This is a genomic window from Nitrospira sp. MA-1 (assembly GCA_032139905.1).
Taxonomy (GTDB): domain Bacteria; phylum Nitrospirota; class Nitrospiria; order Nitrospirales; family UBA8639; genus Nitrospira_E.
The window spans coordinates 93,979-109,485 of record JAQJDB010000004.1; the positions used below are offsets into that span (position 1 = coordinate 93,979).

Here is a 15,507-nt window from a genome sequence, read left to right on the forward strand (position 1 = left end):
GCTTCGAAATAACTACAGAGGGCGCATTTTCTTTTCTATTGTTGTCCATGTCAATAGTGAGAAACATAAAATAAGGATAGCTTTGATGTGAAGAGCAGTTATTAGAATACTTGGATCATCATTATGCATAATCGAATCATTGTGCAGGATAGTTTGTGCTTTTAAGATTTTTTCTAGTTCGTGAGAATCCCGAGTTTCACTCAAAATTAATCGGTGGCGAATCAAACCCGTATTTATTTGCAGATCTCAACAATAATGCTCAGCTGGACTTCATGCATGGAGAATACTGCCAGATCTTATTTTGGAGTTAAGGCTCCGCAATGGGATTCTGGTGTATAAAGTGGTCTATGCATGAGATATGATACACAGTTTCAAATAAGGATGACTCTGCCGAGAAAAAACACTGATTTTTGGTTAGGGTAGTACAAGGTATGAGTCGTACTTTTGGCTGAAGTTAAATCTTTATTACTTGTGTTAATTCGTGCGTCATGACACTTTGTATTGATGGTACAGGAAGTAAAATGAGGCAGGTGCTGGAGAAGATAATGAGGATTTCAATAAATTTCAGAGTGCGAGCTCAACGGGTAAGGAAAGGTGCCTTGTCTTATGTAGGAGTTTCTCTCATCATAATTTTTCTGGGGGGCTGTAGTACCACAGAACGTTCCGAAACCAAACAAGAGACTGCGAGAAAAGCCACTATTGAAGAACTTCATTTTTTACCGATGGCTACCTCCTATAGCTGTTGGCCGTGTGCTCTCAGTTCCATGGGTCGCTCTAATCTACCCAATGAAGATCAGCAAGCTAACTACTTCGAGGCTGGTGCGGATATCCCCATTGTTGCAGAATTGGAAAATGACAAAAATCAGCGGTTTTATATGAAGCCGTCCAGCGTGCGCTCCCAAAAGGATTTGGCCTTGCCTGCGACGCGGGTCTTGTCTCCTAGTGATTTCACTATCACTTTATCGGGCTCAGAGTGGGAGAAAAAAGGCACACTCTTCATGATTGAAGGTTATCTCCATTTTCGCTGGGGTGACAAGCTAAATCCTGAAGTCATTATAGAGGGACTGGATGATGTCGAAATCATTTTGAGAATTCAATATAAAAACGGGCCTATACTGACGAGGACATTGCGCCCTAATACGATAAATACCTGGGGATTGCCGCCAAAGCTTGCCCACACACAGCCTCTTCAGCTAGACACGAGTTTAGCATATGTCGTTAATGACGATGGCATGCCTGCTGTCATCGAAGGGAGAGAGGTCCCCAGTACGAGTAAATGGGGTTGGTATTCGCAACGTGAGAAACCCAATGGATACCAAGAAAAGCTATTAGGGATAAAGGCCGATGCATGGAACGTTATTGAATTTGATTTCACACAAGGAATAAATCACTTCTCCGGGAAACAGTGTACAGGAATCCACCCTTCTCGCCTGATCGTGACAGGACAAAACCTTGATGTCCGTAAGCAGGGTTGCCAGTTGCAAATAAGGGCGCAGCAAATCACAGGCCCCCATTCCTTAACGGTGGCAATGGTTGGCGCGCCCGAAGTAAATATTACCATTCCGGTTGGGATAAAACCCATGCGGGCGAACCTACCGCTTTCAGAAAAAATTACCAAGGTCTCCTGGGGGCACATTAACAACGCGAGAGGCTACCAAGATCGCACAAAAGTCCTTCCTGGAGATCGGCTCGAATATTCGGTGAAATTTCATGACCAATGGTACGAGTGGTATGGCCATGAAGACGGTGTTTGGCAGAAATTGAAATTTGAAACGAGTGAAGGTATTACCATTGAGCCCGGCCCGACAATACGACAATGGGATGATCCTGAGTTTTACGTCGTCATTGATAGAGACCTCGCCAACGCGCTAACCGGTGCGTTGACTATGGAAGTCTGGTACGAAGGACGGCGTGATCTTGCCAAAAGTCTTGAATACACGCTCGATAGCACAAGCCTCTATAGTCCTTATTTGTTTAAAGCAAACCAAGGCACCCTGGAAAAGAGAACTGGTCGTGATGGGCGTCAGGGTCGTGATGGGCGTAAGGGGATAGACGGCCGGAGTGCACAGATCCAGAGCAGAGCCAATGGTGAACATGCTGGTGATGGCGAAGCTGGCGGGGATGGTCACAACGGCAATCCCGGCGTAAAACCCGATCCATTAAATCTTACGGCTATGCAAGTCAAAGGCATAGATGGGCAGGACTATGTCCTGTTTGGTTTTCAACGGGGTGCAGAAACAGAAGAAATATCTTTGCTGATACTGGGCGAACCGTGGAAGGTTGAATTGATCGGTGGTCCTGGGGGCAAGGGAGGACGAGGCGGTCATGGGGGAGCAGGTGGCGATGGTGGAACTGGTGATATGAATCTGCGTGGCGGCAATGGGGGGCAAGGGGCCGATGCTGGCAATGGTGGAGATGGCGGAGATGGTGCTGATGGCGGCGATATTCGATTAGAGATCGCTGACCGGAAGCTGGAAACGATGTTTCAGTTAATCACCGCAGGTGGCCACGGTGGTGCTCCGGGTGAAGGTGGGACGGGTGGTAGAGCAGGAAGGGGTGGTCCTGCGCTTATGAATGGACGAAATGGGAAGGATGGTCGCGCGGGCCGTGATGGTTCCGCTGGTTACCCTGGACGGAGCGGACAACCGGGCCGTGTTGAGGTGAACATCGCTAATACTGCTAGCAAGCTTTGGTCGCGAGCCTCGGCCGAAATGCGTGCGCTATTGGTAAAGCCGGCCCTCTGATAAAAACTATTTTTAGCAGGTACTAACCTTCCTCAACCTCATCTGGATTTCGAGCGAGAAGAAATTCGACTTACGTTCACCAATGTTCAATCTAACGGATCGGAACTCAACTGCGAGCCACGACAACCTATTGCGCCTGGACCTCCTTCCGCATCGCCTCGATTCGCTCATCGAAGTCCGAACAGTCGAGGATTCGCGTATAGGTGGCGAGTAAATCTGCGATAAGGGCAGCAGCGAGCAAACTGGAGTTGATTTCTTGTTCTTTCGACATGAGCCGTGGGTGAATCACTTCGTCGCCGTCCGCAGCGATGAGGGAGTCCATGAGCGACCGCATACCCGAGTGTACATATGGGTTCGTTTCCTGGTAGAGAGCCACAATGCGCAATGGTCGAGTGGGATCCGCTTCTTGCTCACGCGTAACTTTCTCATAGGCTTCAACCCGTGCCACCAAGTCCAACCCTTCCCAGTCCCAGTAATCGGAGCCATCGCTCCTTTTATGAGAGAAGCGGTCTCGATGGACATCGAGTTCGGTTTTGAGTTCCGCGTCGGTCCTGCCAGCTTGCCGCAATATGTGGGGGAACCGTCTGCCTATTTCTAGTAGAAGTCGCCAGCGATTCACGTCACTGAAATCGTGGAAGTTCTTTGCACGGTCGATCCGTTTCTCCGGTTCACACTCAATGAACTGGAGGTTGATGAATGTCTCACAAAGAACCCTCATGAGAACATTCTGAACTGGGCTTTCTCGAAGATCCAGAACTCCTCGGCAGAGCTCTATTATACGGACGAGATGTGCGTACGCGACATAGCTCAGGAGTTCACGATCTCCAGGGCGCTCGACACGGCGAGGTCGATAGGTTGCTTCGAAGTCTTGGGCGAGCCGAATAGCCTTCGTGAGTACTTGTCGGTGCTGCTCCTGCCGCGCTGAGAGGGCTGGTGCAAGCCACGGGTCGCTTTCGGGTTCAGTCAAATCGGACCCCTCGCCGCCTAACAATAATAACGTTTAAGCGAATCCGCATAAAGCTCCGATCCGCCAAATTCTGTCCGTATAACACGCCATTAAATTTTCTAAACCCAACACCATTTTCGTCGCCGTCTCAATGTGGGGCGCCTAAGAAGCTAAATTGCAGCATCTAATGCGAAACGGCAAAACATTTTCTTTCATAGCCCTCTAATCCCATATACCCAACTGGAATGACCGAGAATGATTCTTGGTTAATTGACGGAATTAGTCAAGCTGGATAGCTCCGAGTAGGTACTTTAATGTGTCGAGAGTGGGGATGACCTGGCCTTATTGCTAGAGCAAAAACTGGTGAACATTCTTCCTTTTTGATCTGACGCCTGCCGGTTGGCCAACGGAGGGCCGCTCACATCTGCTGGCGGGCCTTGTTTGAGCCCGGCGAGTTGGTCCGCCCTCCTGCGTCCCAACATGTTAATAAAGCCAGACGGGGCGTCACTGATTTTGGGTCCTTTTTCTGAAAGAAAAGGACCTCGCCAGCCGGAGCGAAACCCGGCATCACAGATCATCACGATGTCACGAAAGTTCGGTGCACAAGTGCGCTGTCCAAACTGCCCGTACATTTTTTTTGGCCAAGGCCAAGATGGATTTCTGATTCATCTTGTAAAGGTGCCCGGTGTGGCCCAGCCTGGCGCCAGGTATGATTGCTGAAGGATCACATCCACACCGTGAACACTTGTCACGGATGTCCATGTGTATTCTAACGTCACCCTTCACCCCGTAGCTCTCCCGCGTCGGAATGCAAGGACGTGTCAGGTTCACTTTGACCAGGGATTGGAAAATCCTGAAATTCAAATCCATCAGGTCCAAGGGAAGTGAACAGAATGCCGAAGGGTGATTTAATTGGAATAATTGTTTTATTGATAGGCGGGGCGTATTTTTCGAAATAGTAACGTTGAAGAATATCTCTTACATTGACAAGCAATTGCTTAATGGTTTGGTGCGTTGAAACGAATGTATTAGCTAGGTCTATCGACTCTCCTTGCTCATCAACGTAAATATTCGGGATTGTGACTACATACTTAGTATCTACCTGTTTTACCCAAGCATGGTATCCTGCATCTCGGAATTGGGAATTGACGTGATACGAGTGATTTCGTATTTTGTTCGCAGCGCAATGGAATATACCTTTGCTCACTTCAAATTGCGCACTTAGTTCTTCCCCTATATCTTGTTCTTCGACAAAACATTTCCCGAGTAGATTTTTCTTATGGTTTATACCGATTAGGTTGACCTCGAAAAGTGCCTTTGCCGCGCCAAGATATGCTTCTATTTCATATTTCGAGGTCACATCGCTCGTTAGAATTTCAGCTCCCTTAGGGGTGAGTTGCAAGATTTCAGCTGGTATTTGCAAATCACGCTCGAAGTGCTCCCATACGTTTGTTGCATGATATAAAACCCTATCGGCTAAACGGATAAAAATGAACGAAAAATTCACTAACCCCGTGTCAGATACAGTCTTTGCTATATGAAGCATCATTAATTCTAAGGAGGACCTTAGTTGCCGATCAGCCTTGTACTCTATTATATAATTCTGGCGCATTTAGCCTTCCATGAACCTAATGATTTTTAGGTGGATCGGCTTAGCAACCTTCATAGTTAGCCTCACCGCCCATCAACCGGACTGGAATAGCACAGGCGAATTCTTCGTTAATTTAAGAATGGAGTCAAGTTGGATAACTCCGAAAAGACTCCTGAGTTTGTCGATTGTGTTGTTGACCCGGCCTTTTCGCGAGACCAAATCTGGTGGACATTCATCTCCCCTGTTCCGACGCCTGCCGGCTGGCCCAAGTAGGGACGCTCTCATCTGCCGGCGGGCCTTGTTTGAGCCTGGCGAGTTGGTCCGCCCTCCTGCGTCCCTTCATTTCAATAAGGCCAGACGGGGCGCCAATGGTTTTGGGTCCTTTTGCCGAAACAAAAGGACCTCGCCTGCCGGGGCGAAACCCATAGCTGTTAAGCTAAGGGGACAGAAAACTTTCAACTAGCGCTGGCCTGGCGCTTTTTTTGTGCTATATTACCGATAGCATTATATAGGCTATCGGTTTAACCAGGAGGTCCTCATGACGCGAGAAGAACGCACCCTGCAACGCATTAAGACTCAGCTGATTGACCTCGGCCCCGTCCTGCCGGGGAGCCTGAGCACCCAATGGAATGTCTGCGGCACGACCGGGTGTCAGTGTAAAGACCCTCAGGAGCCGAAGAAGCATGGGCCTTACCATCAATTGAGCTTCACCTTGGCCGGCAAGAGTTCCACCCTGTTTATTCCCAAGAAGGATCTGGCGGAGGTCCGGCGGCGGCTCAAACGGTATCAGCGTTTGAAAACGTTGACGACCGACTGGGTCCAGGCTGAGGTCGCGCTGGCTCGCTGCCAGGGCTTCGGGAGCCGAGCATGAGGGCCGCCCTGTTCGGGGTTTTGGAGGGGTTTAAAAAAAACGCCTCAATAGGCTGGCTAAGGAAACGGGGTTCGCTCAACGCCAAGGCGTGCTGCAGCCGTATGACTTCCTGGTGCTGATGACCCTAGGACAATTCGGGATGAAGCATCCCTCGCTGGGGGGGATGGTGGGGGCTCTGAAAGCCCGCATGAGTCGGGAAGCCCTGCATCAGCGGTTTACGGCCTCTGCCGCTCAGTTTCTCAAGCGCTGCTTGCACACGATCTTGCACCAGAAGTTCCAGGGGGCGGGTATACGCACGATGTTGCTGCGGCCTTTCGGCCGCGTGTTGTTGGTTGATAGTTCGAGTTGGGATGTCAGCCCAAAGCTGCAGAAGGTCTGGCCTGGGGCTGGCGGTAATGCCTCCCCAGCTAATTGCAAGATCCAAGTAGCCTATGACTACAAGCAGGGAGAACTGATCTTCCTGGAGACCACCGCTGGGACGGTGCCGGATAATCGCTACACGGATCGGCTGCCCGCTCTCCTCAACCGGCAGGATCTCGTGCTTATGGACCAAGGCTATTTCAAGCTGCGCACCCTGAACGCCATCATGACCCGCGACGCGTATTTTTTAACCCGGTTCATGGTGGGCACCACGGTCGAAGTGGCCCAGACCGGCGCGCGCCTCGAGCTTGACCGCTTCTTGACCCAGGGGCCCGTCCTGACCCGGGAGATCCAGGTGCGCCTGGGCCAGGGGCCTCAGCAAACCCCTGCCTGCCGCCTCGTGTGCTTGCGCGTGAGTCCCCAGATAGCCCGGCAACGGCGGCGGCGCGTCAAGGCTCACGCCCAGCAACAAGGCCGGACCGCTCGGACCTCGACTCTGACGTGGTGTGACTGGACGCTTTTCATCACGAATGTGCCTGAAGCCTGGTTGCCCCTCGATCTAGTGCGAGCCTTGTATAGCCTGCGCTGGCAGATCGAGTTGGTGTTCAAACAATTCAAATCGATTCTTCAGGTGCACCACTCGACGACCGGCAATGAACATCGAGTGCGCTGTGAACTCTATGGCAAATGGATTGCGGCGGTATTGGTCCATCGTATTCATACGTGGGCCAACCAAGCGCGGTGGCTGACCGCGGGACAAGAGATCAGCCTCGAGAAGTTGTACAAGCGACTCCAGGAGCGAGCCTTTCAGCTCGCACAGCAGTTGATCATCTCGTTCAGCCAAGGGAGGACCCACCTCATTCGTGAACTCGAGCCGTTACTCCGGCACTGTACCAAACAGTCCCAACGATCCCGAATGACGACCTTAGAGATGCTGGAAGCCCGAGTCGACCCCAAATTGTCTCCCAGCAAGGGCCCGGCTTAGCTTAACAGCTATGGGGCGAAACCCGGCAACACCGAACATCACGTTGACACCAAAGTAAGGTTTTGCGAAGTGTGTCTTTACTCCTCGTCGAGGCTGGGGCGCAAAAGAAATGGTCCATACACAACAGCGAACAGCAGATAGCCACTGCTCCAGACTATTGCCGACAGGCCCAGCACAAGAGAGGTTGAAAAGTCCGTGGTCGGACCAAGTACCCGCAGAATTGCACCCAGGTTCACGAGACTGTAGATCATGACCGTCATAGGACCTGCATGCCGTGCCCGTCCCGTATGACCCAGGCTGGCGCGGGTCATGATGGCCAGGGTCATCGAACCCACGGCACCGGTCGTGAGCACGTGGACCGCATTCTCCTGGCGCAACCCTAACCCTAGAATCGCCGCACCCAGGATAAGCAGCGACATCGCCAACCACCCATAACCCACGTGCAGGATGAGCACCAACGGTTCACGCCAGGTGATCCAGCCGTACCAGCGCAACAGACGAATGAGATTCACCAATCCCGCTGCCATCAAAAGCCAGCCGGTCACCAGGCCCTCTGGCTGAACCGTCCAGGCGAGAGCGGCAATCGCTGCAAGAAGGATCGACACGCCGTCGAAACGGGAAAAAGACGCAGGTTGTTGGGGCATGCCGCGCTCGCTCAGATAATCAAGGGTAAAACTGGGAATGACGCGCCCACCGATCAGCGCCAACAGCAGGATGATGACCGAGAGCGCCATGCGCCCGGGAAGTTCCGTTGCGGAGTCGTTCAGAGCCGACATGTGGAAGAGCAGATTGGCAATTGCATAGAGACTGATCAACAGGCCGATCGGCGAACGATCCCATGCTTTTCCTATCGCGATTTCCCGCCAGACAATGATGGCCAGCGCAACAAGAAAGGCGCCGTCAATGATGGCGCAGACCAAAGCTGGAGGCCAGGGGATGGCGATGACCAGGCGTCCTGTCAGCCACAATGCCCACAGGATCATCAAGGGCATCTCTTTAATCGGAGGGCGGTCCGTCCAGTTCGGCATGGCGGTGAAGAGAAACCCTGCGATCACGGCAGGCAGGAAGCCGAAGATCATTTCATGCACATGCCATTCTCGCGGGACATACAGGAAATGGGTGTTGTCGGCTCCGGAAAGAATCAGGGCCCAGATCGGGAGTGCTATGCCCGCAAAGACGGCGGCGCTCAGGAAGAACGGTCGAAATCCGAAGGAAAAGAATGCAGGGGTCATCCTGAGCCCACGGCGAAGGATCTGTGACCAGTGTAACGAGGGCATGGATCAGCCAGATTTTTCGGTTCCCTCAGGATGACATCGATTGGGTTGCAACTTTTTCGCATGGTACTACCGTGGATCGTGAGAGGCAGAGGGATATTCACTTTTCAATAATTGAAAACTAGGGTTCATCTTGAGCCAACAGCGAAGGATCTGTGCCCGGGTTGAGGATGCTACGGCTTAGCCAGATTCTTCGTTGCACTCAGAATGACAAAATCCCCCGAGACGTTGGTGTTTCATTGCTCGGTCATCACCCAGACATCGGACGAACACGTCATACCTTTGTGCGGCCCATATCAGGTGGTCATCGTGAGCGCTTCGGCGAAGGATCTGTGCCTATGTTGATGGTGACATGGCTTAGCGAGATTCTTCGTTGCACCCTGCCCTGAGCCTTGCCGAATGGGTCAGAATAACAAGGTTTTCCAGGATGTGTGCGTGCCTTCGAGTGATTCCCTGCCGACATTAATCAAATCCGTCGAGAGGCTCAGGGCTTTCCTCACCAGATCGTCAGCCTGAGCTCCTTGCGAAGGATCTGTGGCCGGGTTGACGGTGACACGGCTTGGCCAGATTCTTCGTTTCACTCAGAATGACAACGCCTGAAGCCTGGGAATCTGTACCAAACTGTAGTTCCTGTGCGCGACTCTGCGTTAACTAAGAGGCCGTTCCCAGGACCTTGGTAATCAGGGCTTGCGCCTCTTCCTGGATTTGTTTGAGATGTGTGTCGCCTCGGAAGCTCTCGGCATAAATTTTATAGACATCTTCTGTTCCAGACGGGCGGGCGGCAAACCATCCGTTCTCCGTCATAACTTTTAGTCCCCCAATGGCATTGTCGGTTCCCGGCGCCGAGGTCAGAATGCCGGTAATCTTTTCCCCGGCAAGTTCCGTTGCCTGTATCTGTTGGGGTGCGAGTTTTTTCAGAATGGCCTTCTGCGCGGGTGTGGCCGGGGCATCGATCCGCTGGTAGACGGGGACGCCCAGCTCCTTGGTGAGGTCCAGGTAGAGTTGGCTTGGGTCGCGTCCTGTTTTGGCCAACATTTCTGCCGCTAACAGATCTAGAATGATGCCGTCTTTATCGGTCGTCCACACGGTTCCGTCATGACGCAAAAAGGATGCGCCGGCACTTTCTTCTCCCCCAAACCCGACGGACCCGTCAAGCAGCCCGTCCACAAACCATTTGAAGCCTACCGGGACTTCCACGAGACGCCGTCCCAATTTGGCGGCCACCCGATCGATCATGCTGCTACTCACGACCGTCTTCCCGACGGCGGCATCTTTCCGCCAGCCGGAGCGTTGCGTAAACAGATAGGAAATAGCGACTGCGAGATAATGGTTGGGATTCATCAGGCCCGCCGTACGCGTGACGATTCCATGACGATCATGGTCGGTATCGTTGGCGAAGGCGATATCGAAACGATCTTTTAAGGCAATCAGTCCGGCCATGGCATAGGGCGAGGAACAGTCCATGCGAATCTTCCCATCCCAGTCCAGATTCATGAAGCGAAAGGTCGGATCCACGCCTTCATGTACGACGGTAACCGGGAAACCGTACCGCTCGGTAATAGGTCCCCAATAGTCCACGCCTGCGCCGCCAAGTGGATCTACTCCAATAGATAGCTTGGCGTCGCGAATGGTCTCCATGTCGATCACGGCTCCAAGATCTCCAACATACGAGCCGACATAATCATGCTTGTGCGTGGTCGAGGCCCGGCGCGCTTTCTCATACGAGACGCGTTGGACCCCGCGCAGGTCATCGGCCAGTAACGCGTTCGCCTGTTTCTCAATCCACGTGGTGACGTCGCCATCAGCCGGCCCCCCATGGGGCGGGTTATATTTGAAGCCACCGTCTTCCGGCGGATTGTGCGAAGGCGTGATCACAATGCCATCGGCCAATCCCGTTTTTCGATCACGGTTGTAGGTCAAGATGGCATGGGAAATGACCGGGGTCGGGGTGTACCCGTTGTCGCGGTCTACCATCACGACCACACCATTAGCGGCGAGCACTTCGAGCGTGCTTGCCAGGGCCGGCTCGGAGAGCGCGTGCGTATCCATGCCTAAAAAGAGAGGCCCGTCAATATGCTGTTGCTGTCGATAGAGGCAGATGGCCTGGGTGGTCGCCAGGATATGCGCTTCATTAAACGAATTCTTTAATGAAGAGCCGCGGTGTCCCGATGTGCCAAAGGCCACGCGTTGTTCCGGCACAGCCGGGTCGGGTTGACCGGTGTAATAGGCGGTGACCAGCCGGGGGATGTTAGCGAGCATGGATGGTTGGGTGGGCTCTCCTGCAAGGGCACTGACCTTCATGTTGATCGCTCCGCGTCCAGAGATGAATGAATGTGACATCTCCTGATTTTCAGGAGGAGGGGGCATACCTTACCGATATTTATCAAAGGATTCAAAGCCTTCATTCTTTCTCATGCCGACCTGGTCGTGTCAAAGAATCGGGTGCGGCCTTCTACTCTGTTTGGGACCTGTTCGGCATGGCAGGAATCTCAACGAAGGCTCCATGATCTCAGCTCTTATTTGAGTCTTATCAACACTTTTTTAGAAATTCTGTGGATAAGAAAATCATTGACATCGGCATCTTTTCCACGGACATCAATGGGCATCGGTGTGGAGACACATGTCAAGAAAAAAATACGATTTCTACCTTTACGCCTACGCCAAAAAACCCACACCACTCCCTGTAGTGGTATAAATTTTTTTTTATACAATGCCTAAAACAGTGGCAATCTGCTGGTTTCCTTTTTAATCCTTAGAAAAACATGCGGCTCACGCCTGCTTTCACCAGGTTATACACAAAATTTGGGGATGAGTGTTTTTGGCCATGGTCTGAATTTTGCCGACCTCAAAAATCAAGGCTTTTTATGTGATGGCTGCCAATCACGAGGAGTCAAAGGGGTGATGGTGCTCAATCATCTCAAAACTATTCCCATTCTTGTTCGTTTCCAACCTTTTCGCCAGCCCTTAATGAATTCGACGGGAGAAAATTGTTGATGTGCCAGTTCTGACCATACCTTACATCCCGATATCCTATGAACGTTGTTACCCTGACCCATTCGGCAAAACACAGGTCAGGGTGCACCGAAGGATCTCGCCGAGCTTCCGCATCGTCAACCTGGGCACAGATGCTTTGCCATGGGCTCAGCATGACAAGTTGGAAAGGGTCTTGCCTGGTTAGGGCGTTCGTTGTAGGTCCGATTGATGAAGTGAGATTTTCACTTTGAATGACTGACGCTCCTTTTCTTGAAGAGCCGTTGCAGAACCAATCACATCATATTTGTTTACACAATGCACCTCATTGGTAAAATAAGCGGTGCTATACCGTCACCCTCCTGCTTTTTCTTCTACCGGGAAATAATGCCGTATGGACTCCCTTGAATCCTTCGTGTCGACCGTAGCCGGTTGGGTGTGGGGTCCGCCCATGTTGATCCTGTTGGTCGGCACCGGGTTGTATCTGACCATTCTGCTAAAAGGCCTGCAGTTTCGTGTCCTGCCGCATGCGCTGAAGTTAGTGTTTCACAAAGAGCCGAGTGCCAATGGCGACATCAGCCATTTTGCCGCGCTCATGACCGCCTTATCAGCCACCGTGGGTATCGGAAATATTGTCGGCGTGGCAGCCGCCATCACGCTCGGGGGGCCCGGAGCTGTCTTTTGGATGTGGATGACCGGTCTGGTGGGCATGGCGACCAAATATGGCGAAGCCGTGCTGGCGGTGAAATATCGTGAGCAGGGCCAATACGGGATGCGTGGCGGGCCCATGTATTACCTGGCCAAGGGTGCCGGGCTGCCATGGTTAGGGTGGCTCTTCGCTGTATTCACAGCCTGTGCGGCATTTGGCATCGGCAATATGACACAGGCCAATGCCGTGGCCGGGATTGTTGAGTCGACCTTTCAGATCCCGCCCTGGATTACCGGGGTGGTATTAATGAGCCTGACCGGCCTTGTGATATTGGGCGGCATCACATCCATTGGCCGGTTTACCTCCGTATTGGTGCCATTCATGATTGTGGGGTATGTGTCATCAGCCCTGGTTGTCCTGGTCCTGCATGTGACGGAAATCCCGCAGGCCTTGGCTAGTATTGTTTATCACGCGTGGAACCCGATTGCGGCCGGAGGCGGGTTTGCCGGCGCCACGATGGCTGCCGCCATGCGCTACGGGTTGGCAAGAGGCGTATTTTCGAATGAATCGGGCCTGGGGTCTGCGCCTATTGCCGCTGCCGCCGCACGCACCGACGATCCGGTCAGACAGGCCCTCGTCAGCATGACCCAGACCTTTATCGATACGCTGGTGGTCTGCAGTATGACGGCGTTGGTCATCCTGACCGCGACTCCATGGACTCAAGGTATCGATCCGGCTCAACTCACCAGCGCCAGCTTCGGGGAAACCCTTGGTCACACGGGAGAACTCATTGTCACGTGTTCCATCACGCTGTTTGCCTATTCGACCTTGATCGGCTGGAATTATTATGGTGAGAAAGCCATTGAGTATCTGATGGGGACGAGGGCAATCGTGTATTACCGCGTGATCTTTGTCGGGGTCGTCCTGCTCGGCGCCACATCCAGGTTGGAACTGGTGTGGAATGTGTCCGATATCATGAACGGCTTGATGGCCATTCCGAATCTCATCGGGTTGCTGCTCCTGGCAAAGATTATTAAACAGGAAACAGTACGCTATTTTAACCTGCAAAAGTTGGGGGCTGATTCTTCGCGTTCTACTCCTCCTCCCGTGTAATGCGGGGAAGGAAAAGTGAATACCCCCATCAAGCCGGCCGATCGACAATCCGTGTGCGGATCCTTCCCGCCACCGACTCTTCTGAATTTTGTCTGTAGGGTTGAGGGTTGGTACCTGTGTTCACCACAGGCTGCCAGGGTAGATCGGGTCTCAGGAATGGACAAACCAGTGCCCCAATTTCAATAGGGCGTAGGGTGCCAGGTAAAAAGACAATACGGAAATCACGACCCCTGAGATGGCTCCGGACAGTCCGCTCATGAACACCCCGATCAGGGGAAGCAAAAACACGATCAAAATCATGGCCAGGGCGATACGCTTGTGTTGTTCGTAGAAAGCCTGGCGTCGGTCACTCTTGAGCGAATCGGAAAATGATAAATCGGAAGGAAGTGCCATCCGTACAGTATAGACAAACAGGGTGTTGATTGTGAATGTATTCTCAATCCTGACATGGAAATTTTATGGAGCCTGAAAGGAGATGGAAAAACGCGATTCTCCCCAATAAACCACTCCATGCAGACAAAAGAGTCCCGCGCCTCCCAAACACACATGCTCTCTGGGGTTCAGATATCCCACAGGCTCTTGAACAAAAGGTCGTCAACCTCATCCGTTTTATACATTGGGCGAATGACATTCTCCTGATATAGATCAATAAGAAAGATTGGGCGAAAGATGTATTCATAATATTCCTAATAAGGATAAGGAGAAATTGTTTATGGTCACAAAAACTCAGAAAGCTCAGGCAGCACAAGTCACCGACATGCTTCGCAAAGACCACAAAAAAGTCAAAGGGCTTTTTAGGAAATTTGAAAAGACGGATAATGCCCGGGAGAAGCAAGAGATCGTCGACATGGTGGTAACGGAGCTTGAAATTCATGCGGAGTTGGAGGAAAAGATTATCTATCCGGCCGTTCGCTCGAAAATGAATGACGAAGACCTGATGGATGAGGCCATCGAAGAGCACCATGTTGTGCATGGCGTCATCGGGGAACTGAAAAAAATGAAGCCGGGTGACCAACGCTATGATGCGAAAGTGACGGTGCTCGGCGAACTCTGCAAACATCATATTCAAGAAGAAGAGGAAGAGATGCTGCCCAAGGCAGAAAAGCGGGATATCGACTGGGACGGTCTCCACCAGCAGGTGATGAAACGGAAAAACCAACTCATGGAGAAGGCGGGGTTGTCTTCCAATGGCGCAAGCACGAACTCGAAAGCGCGGAAAAAGAAATAGGAAAAGCACACATGCGTGCGCTCAACCGCATGTCAAACAAAAACTTCAACAGTCCATTGATCGGGAGGCAATCATGCCGGGTGACGGCATGGTTGCCACTCAGAATAATGCTTCTGTGCCTGATTCCGGCGGTAGCCATTGCACAGGGAGCACTAGGGGAGGAGTTGATCGTGAGTGGGAGGACATTCTCATGCCCGGACAGGCCCAACTGTGTTTCCACAATGGCTGTGGCGGAAAGCCATGCGATTGCACCCTATCGATATCAAGCATCATTGGAGGAAGCCAAAGCCGAGCTGAAGCACATTTTCGCTCAATTTCCTCGCACGGAATTGGTGAGGGAAGAGGAGGATTATCTTCAGTACGAAGTCAAAAGTTTTCTCTTTGGTTTTGTGGACGATGTCGAGTTGTGGCTGGATGAGGCCACAAAAACCATTCACTTCCGTTCAGCCGCTCGCAGCGGCTACTACGATTTCGGGGTCAACCGAAAGCGAATGGAAGATGTGCGACAAATCCTGAATGGCAAGCTATAGCAATAGCAATAAGTATGCAATATTCTGCAACCTCAGCATAAAGCCCGTATGGGTCCTCAATGCCATATCTCCCAAACATGCATTAAGGGGCAGTTGAAAAAAGCCGCCAGCGCCGTTCTCGCCATTTTTCCGTGCTCACGTACTGGAAGTACGCTCTGCGCGCAAAAATGCCTCTGGCCTTCCCATCGGCATGACTCAGGGCAGGGCTGGACGAACTTTTTTGAACCGCCGCCGAGACCTCTGATA

At 52.0% G+C, this 15,507-nt stretch carries 12 protein-coding genes; 6 read left to right on the top strand and 6 right to left on the bottom strand.

From position 1 onward, the window contains the following. Nucleotides 1-521: 521 nt before the first annotated feature. Nucleotides 522-2,744 (top strand): hypothetical protein, encoded by a 2,223-nt coding sequence (locus PJI16_03535; protein MDT3776629.1) that lies wholly within the window; start codon nucleotides 522-524, stop codon nucleotides 2,742-2,744. 127 nt (nucleotides 2,745-2,871) lie between these two features. Here the strand turns inward: PJI16_03535 and PJI16_03540 are convergent, their stop codons facing one another. Both PJI16_03540 and PJI16_03545 read right to left on the bottom strand, forming a co-directional pair. Then, on the bottom strand, nucleotides 2,872-3,711 hold the full coding sequence (locus tag PJI16_03540) for a DUF5677 domain-containing protein (protein ID MDT3776630.1): 840 nt from the start codon (nucleotides 3,709-3,711) through the stop codon (nucleotides 2,872-2,874). A 754-nt stretch (nucleotides 3,712-4,465) separates the two neighbouring features. After that, nucleotides 4,466-5,302 carry a hypothetical protein gene (locus PJI16_03545; protein ID MDT3776631.1) on the bottom strand — a complete coding sequence of 279 codons (837 nt, stop codon included), beginning with the start codon at nucleotides 5,300-5,302 and terminating at the stop codon, nucleotides 4,466-4,468. A gap of 517 nt (nucleotides 5,303-5,819) precedes the next feature. On the opposite strand from PJI16_03545, the gene PJI16_03550 reads away from it, so the two are divergent. Next, complete coding sequence (locus PJI16_03550; protein MDT3776632.1) at nucleotides 5,820-6,152, top strand: hypothetical protein; 333 nt, start codon at nucleotides 5,820-5,822, stop codon at nucleotides 6,150-6,152. Nucleotides 6,153-6,240: 88 nt separating this feature from the next. Further along, on the top strand, nucleotides 6,241-7,497 hold the full coding sequence (locus tag PJI16_03555; protein MDT3776633.1) for an IS4 family transposase: 1,257 nt from the start codon (nucleotides 6,241-6,243) through the stop codon (nucleotides 7,495-7,497). 77 nt (nucleotides 7,498-7,574) lie between these two features. Here PJI16_03555 and PJI16_03560 read toward each other — a convergent pair whose 3' ends face one another. The 3 genes from PJI16_03560 to pgm all read right to left on the bottom strand — a co-directional run bounded on the left by PJI16_03560 (nucleotide 7,575) and on the right by pgm (nucleotide 11,072). Beyond that, nucleotides 7,575-8,729, bottom strand: a complete 1,155-nt coding sequence (locus PJI16_03560) for an NnrS family protein (GenBank protein MDT3776634.1) — start codon at nucleotides 8,727-8,729, stop codon at nucleotides 7,575-7,577. 446 nt (nucleotides 8,730-9,175) lie between these two features. Next, nucleotides 9,176-9,352 (bottom strand): hypothetical protein, encoded by a 177-nt coding sequence (locus PJI16_03565; protein ID MDT3776635.1) that lies wholly within the window; start codon nucleotides 9,350-9,352, stop codon nucleotides 9,176-9,178. A gap of 70 nt (nucleotides 9,353-9,422) precedes the next feature. Continuing rightward, nucleotides 9,423-11,072 carry a phosphoglucomutase (alpha-D-glucose-1,6-bisphosphate-dependent) gene (gene pgm / locus PJI16_03570; GenBank protein MDT3776636.1) on the bottom strand — a complete coding sequence of 550 codons (1,650 nt, stop codon included), beginning with the start codon at nucleotides 11,070-11,072 and terminating at the stop codon, nucleotides 9,423-9,425. Nucleotides 11,073-12,135: 1,063 nt separating this feature from the next. On the opposite strand from pgm, the gene PJI16_03575 reads away from it, so the two are divergent. After that, nucleotides 12,136-13,503: a sodium:alanine symporter family protein gene (locus PJI16_03575; GenBank protein ID MDT3776637.1), complete on the top strand. Its 1,368-nt coding sequence runs from the start codon at nucleotides 12,136-12,138 to the stop codon at nucleotides 13,501-13,503. Nucleotides 13,504-13,653: 150 nt separating this feature from the next. Here the strand turns inward: PJI16_03575 and PJI16_03580 are convergent, their stop codons facing one another. Beyond that, on the bottom strand, nucleotides 13,654-13,896 hold the full coding sequence (locus PJI16_03580) for a hypothetical protein (protein MDT3776638.1): 243 nt from the start codon (nucleotides 13,894-13,896) through the stop codon (nucleotides 13,654-13,656). A gap of 319 nt (nucleotides 13,897-14,215) precedes the next feature. Between PJI16_03580 and PJI16_03585 the strand changes: the two genes are divergently transcribed. Continuing rightward, nucleotides 14,216-14,731, top strand: coding sequence for a hemerythrin domain-containing protein (locus PJI16_03585; GenBank protein ID MDT3776639.1), 516 nt, complete (start codon nucleotides 14,216-14,218; stop codon nucleotides 14,729-14,731). A gap of 11 nt (nucleotides 14,732-14,742) precedes the next feature. Next, nucleotides 14,743-15,261 carry a DUF1499 domain-containing protein gene (locus PJI16_03590; GenBank protein ID MDT3776640.1) on the top strand — a complete coding sequence of 173 codons (519 nt, stop codon included), beginning with the start codon at nucleotides 14,743-14,745 and terminating at the stop codon, nucleotides 15,259-15,261. The last annotated feature ends 246 nt before the right edge of the window (nucleotides 15,262-15,507 follow it).

Excerpts from the sequence above, each read along its gene's own strand:
- PJI16_03535 (MDT3776629.1), top strand. The coding sequence starts at position 522 with ATGAGGCAGGTGCTGGAGAAGATAATGAGGATTTCAATAAATTTCAGA.
- PJI16_03545 (MDT3776631.1), bottom strand. The coding sequence starts at position 5,302 with ATGCGCCAGAATTATATAATAGAGTACAAGGCTGATCGGCAACTAAGG.
- PJI16_03550 (MDT3776632.1), top strand. The coding sequence starts at position 5,820 with ATGACGCGAGAAGAACGCACCCTGCAACGCATTAAGACTCAGCTGATT.
- PJI16_03560 (MDT3776634.1), bottom strand. The coding sequence starts at position 8,729 with ATGACCCCTGCATTCTTTTCCTTCGGATTTCGACCGTTCTTCCTGAGC.
- pgm (MDT3776636.1), bottom strand. The coding sequence starts at position 11,072 with ATGAAGGTCAGTGCCCTTGCAGGAGAGCCCACCCAACCATCCATGCTC.
- PJI16_03575 (MDT3776637.1), top strand. The coding sequence starts at position 12,136 with ATGGACTCCCTTGAATCCTTCGTGTCGACCGTAGCCGGTTGGGTGTGG.
- PJI16_03580 (MDT3776638.1), bottom strand. The coding sequence starts at position 13,896 with ATGGCACTTCCTTCCGATTTATCATTTTCCGATTCGCTCAAGAGTGAC.
- PJI16_03585 (MDT3776639.1), top strand. The coding sequence starts at position 14,216 with ATGGTCACAAAAACTCAGAAAGCTCAGGCAGCACAAGTCACCGACATG.
- PJI16_03590 (MDT3776640.1), top strand. The coding sequence starts at position 14,743 with ATGCGTGCGCTCAACCGCATGTCAAACAAAAACTTCAACAGTCCATTG.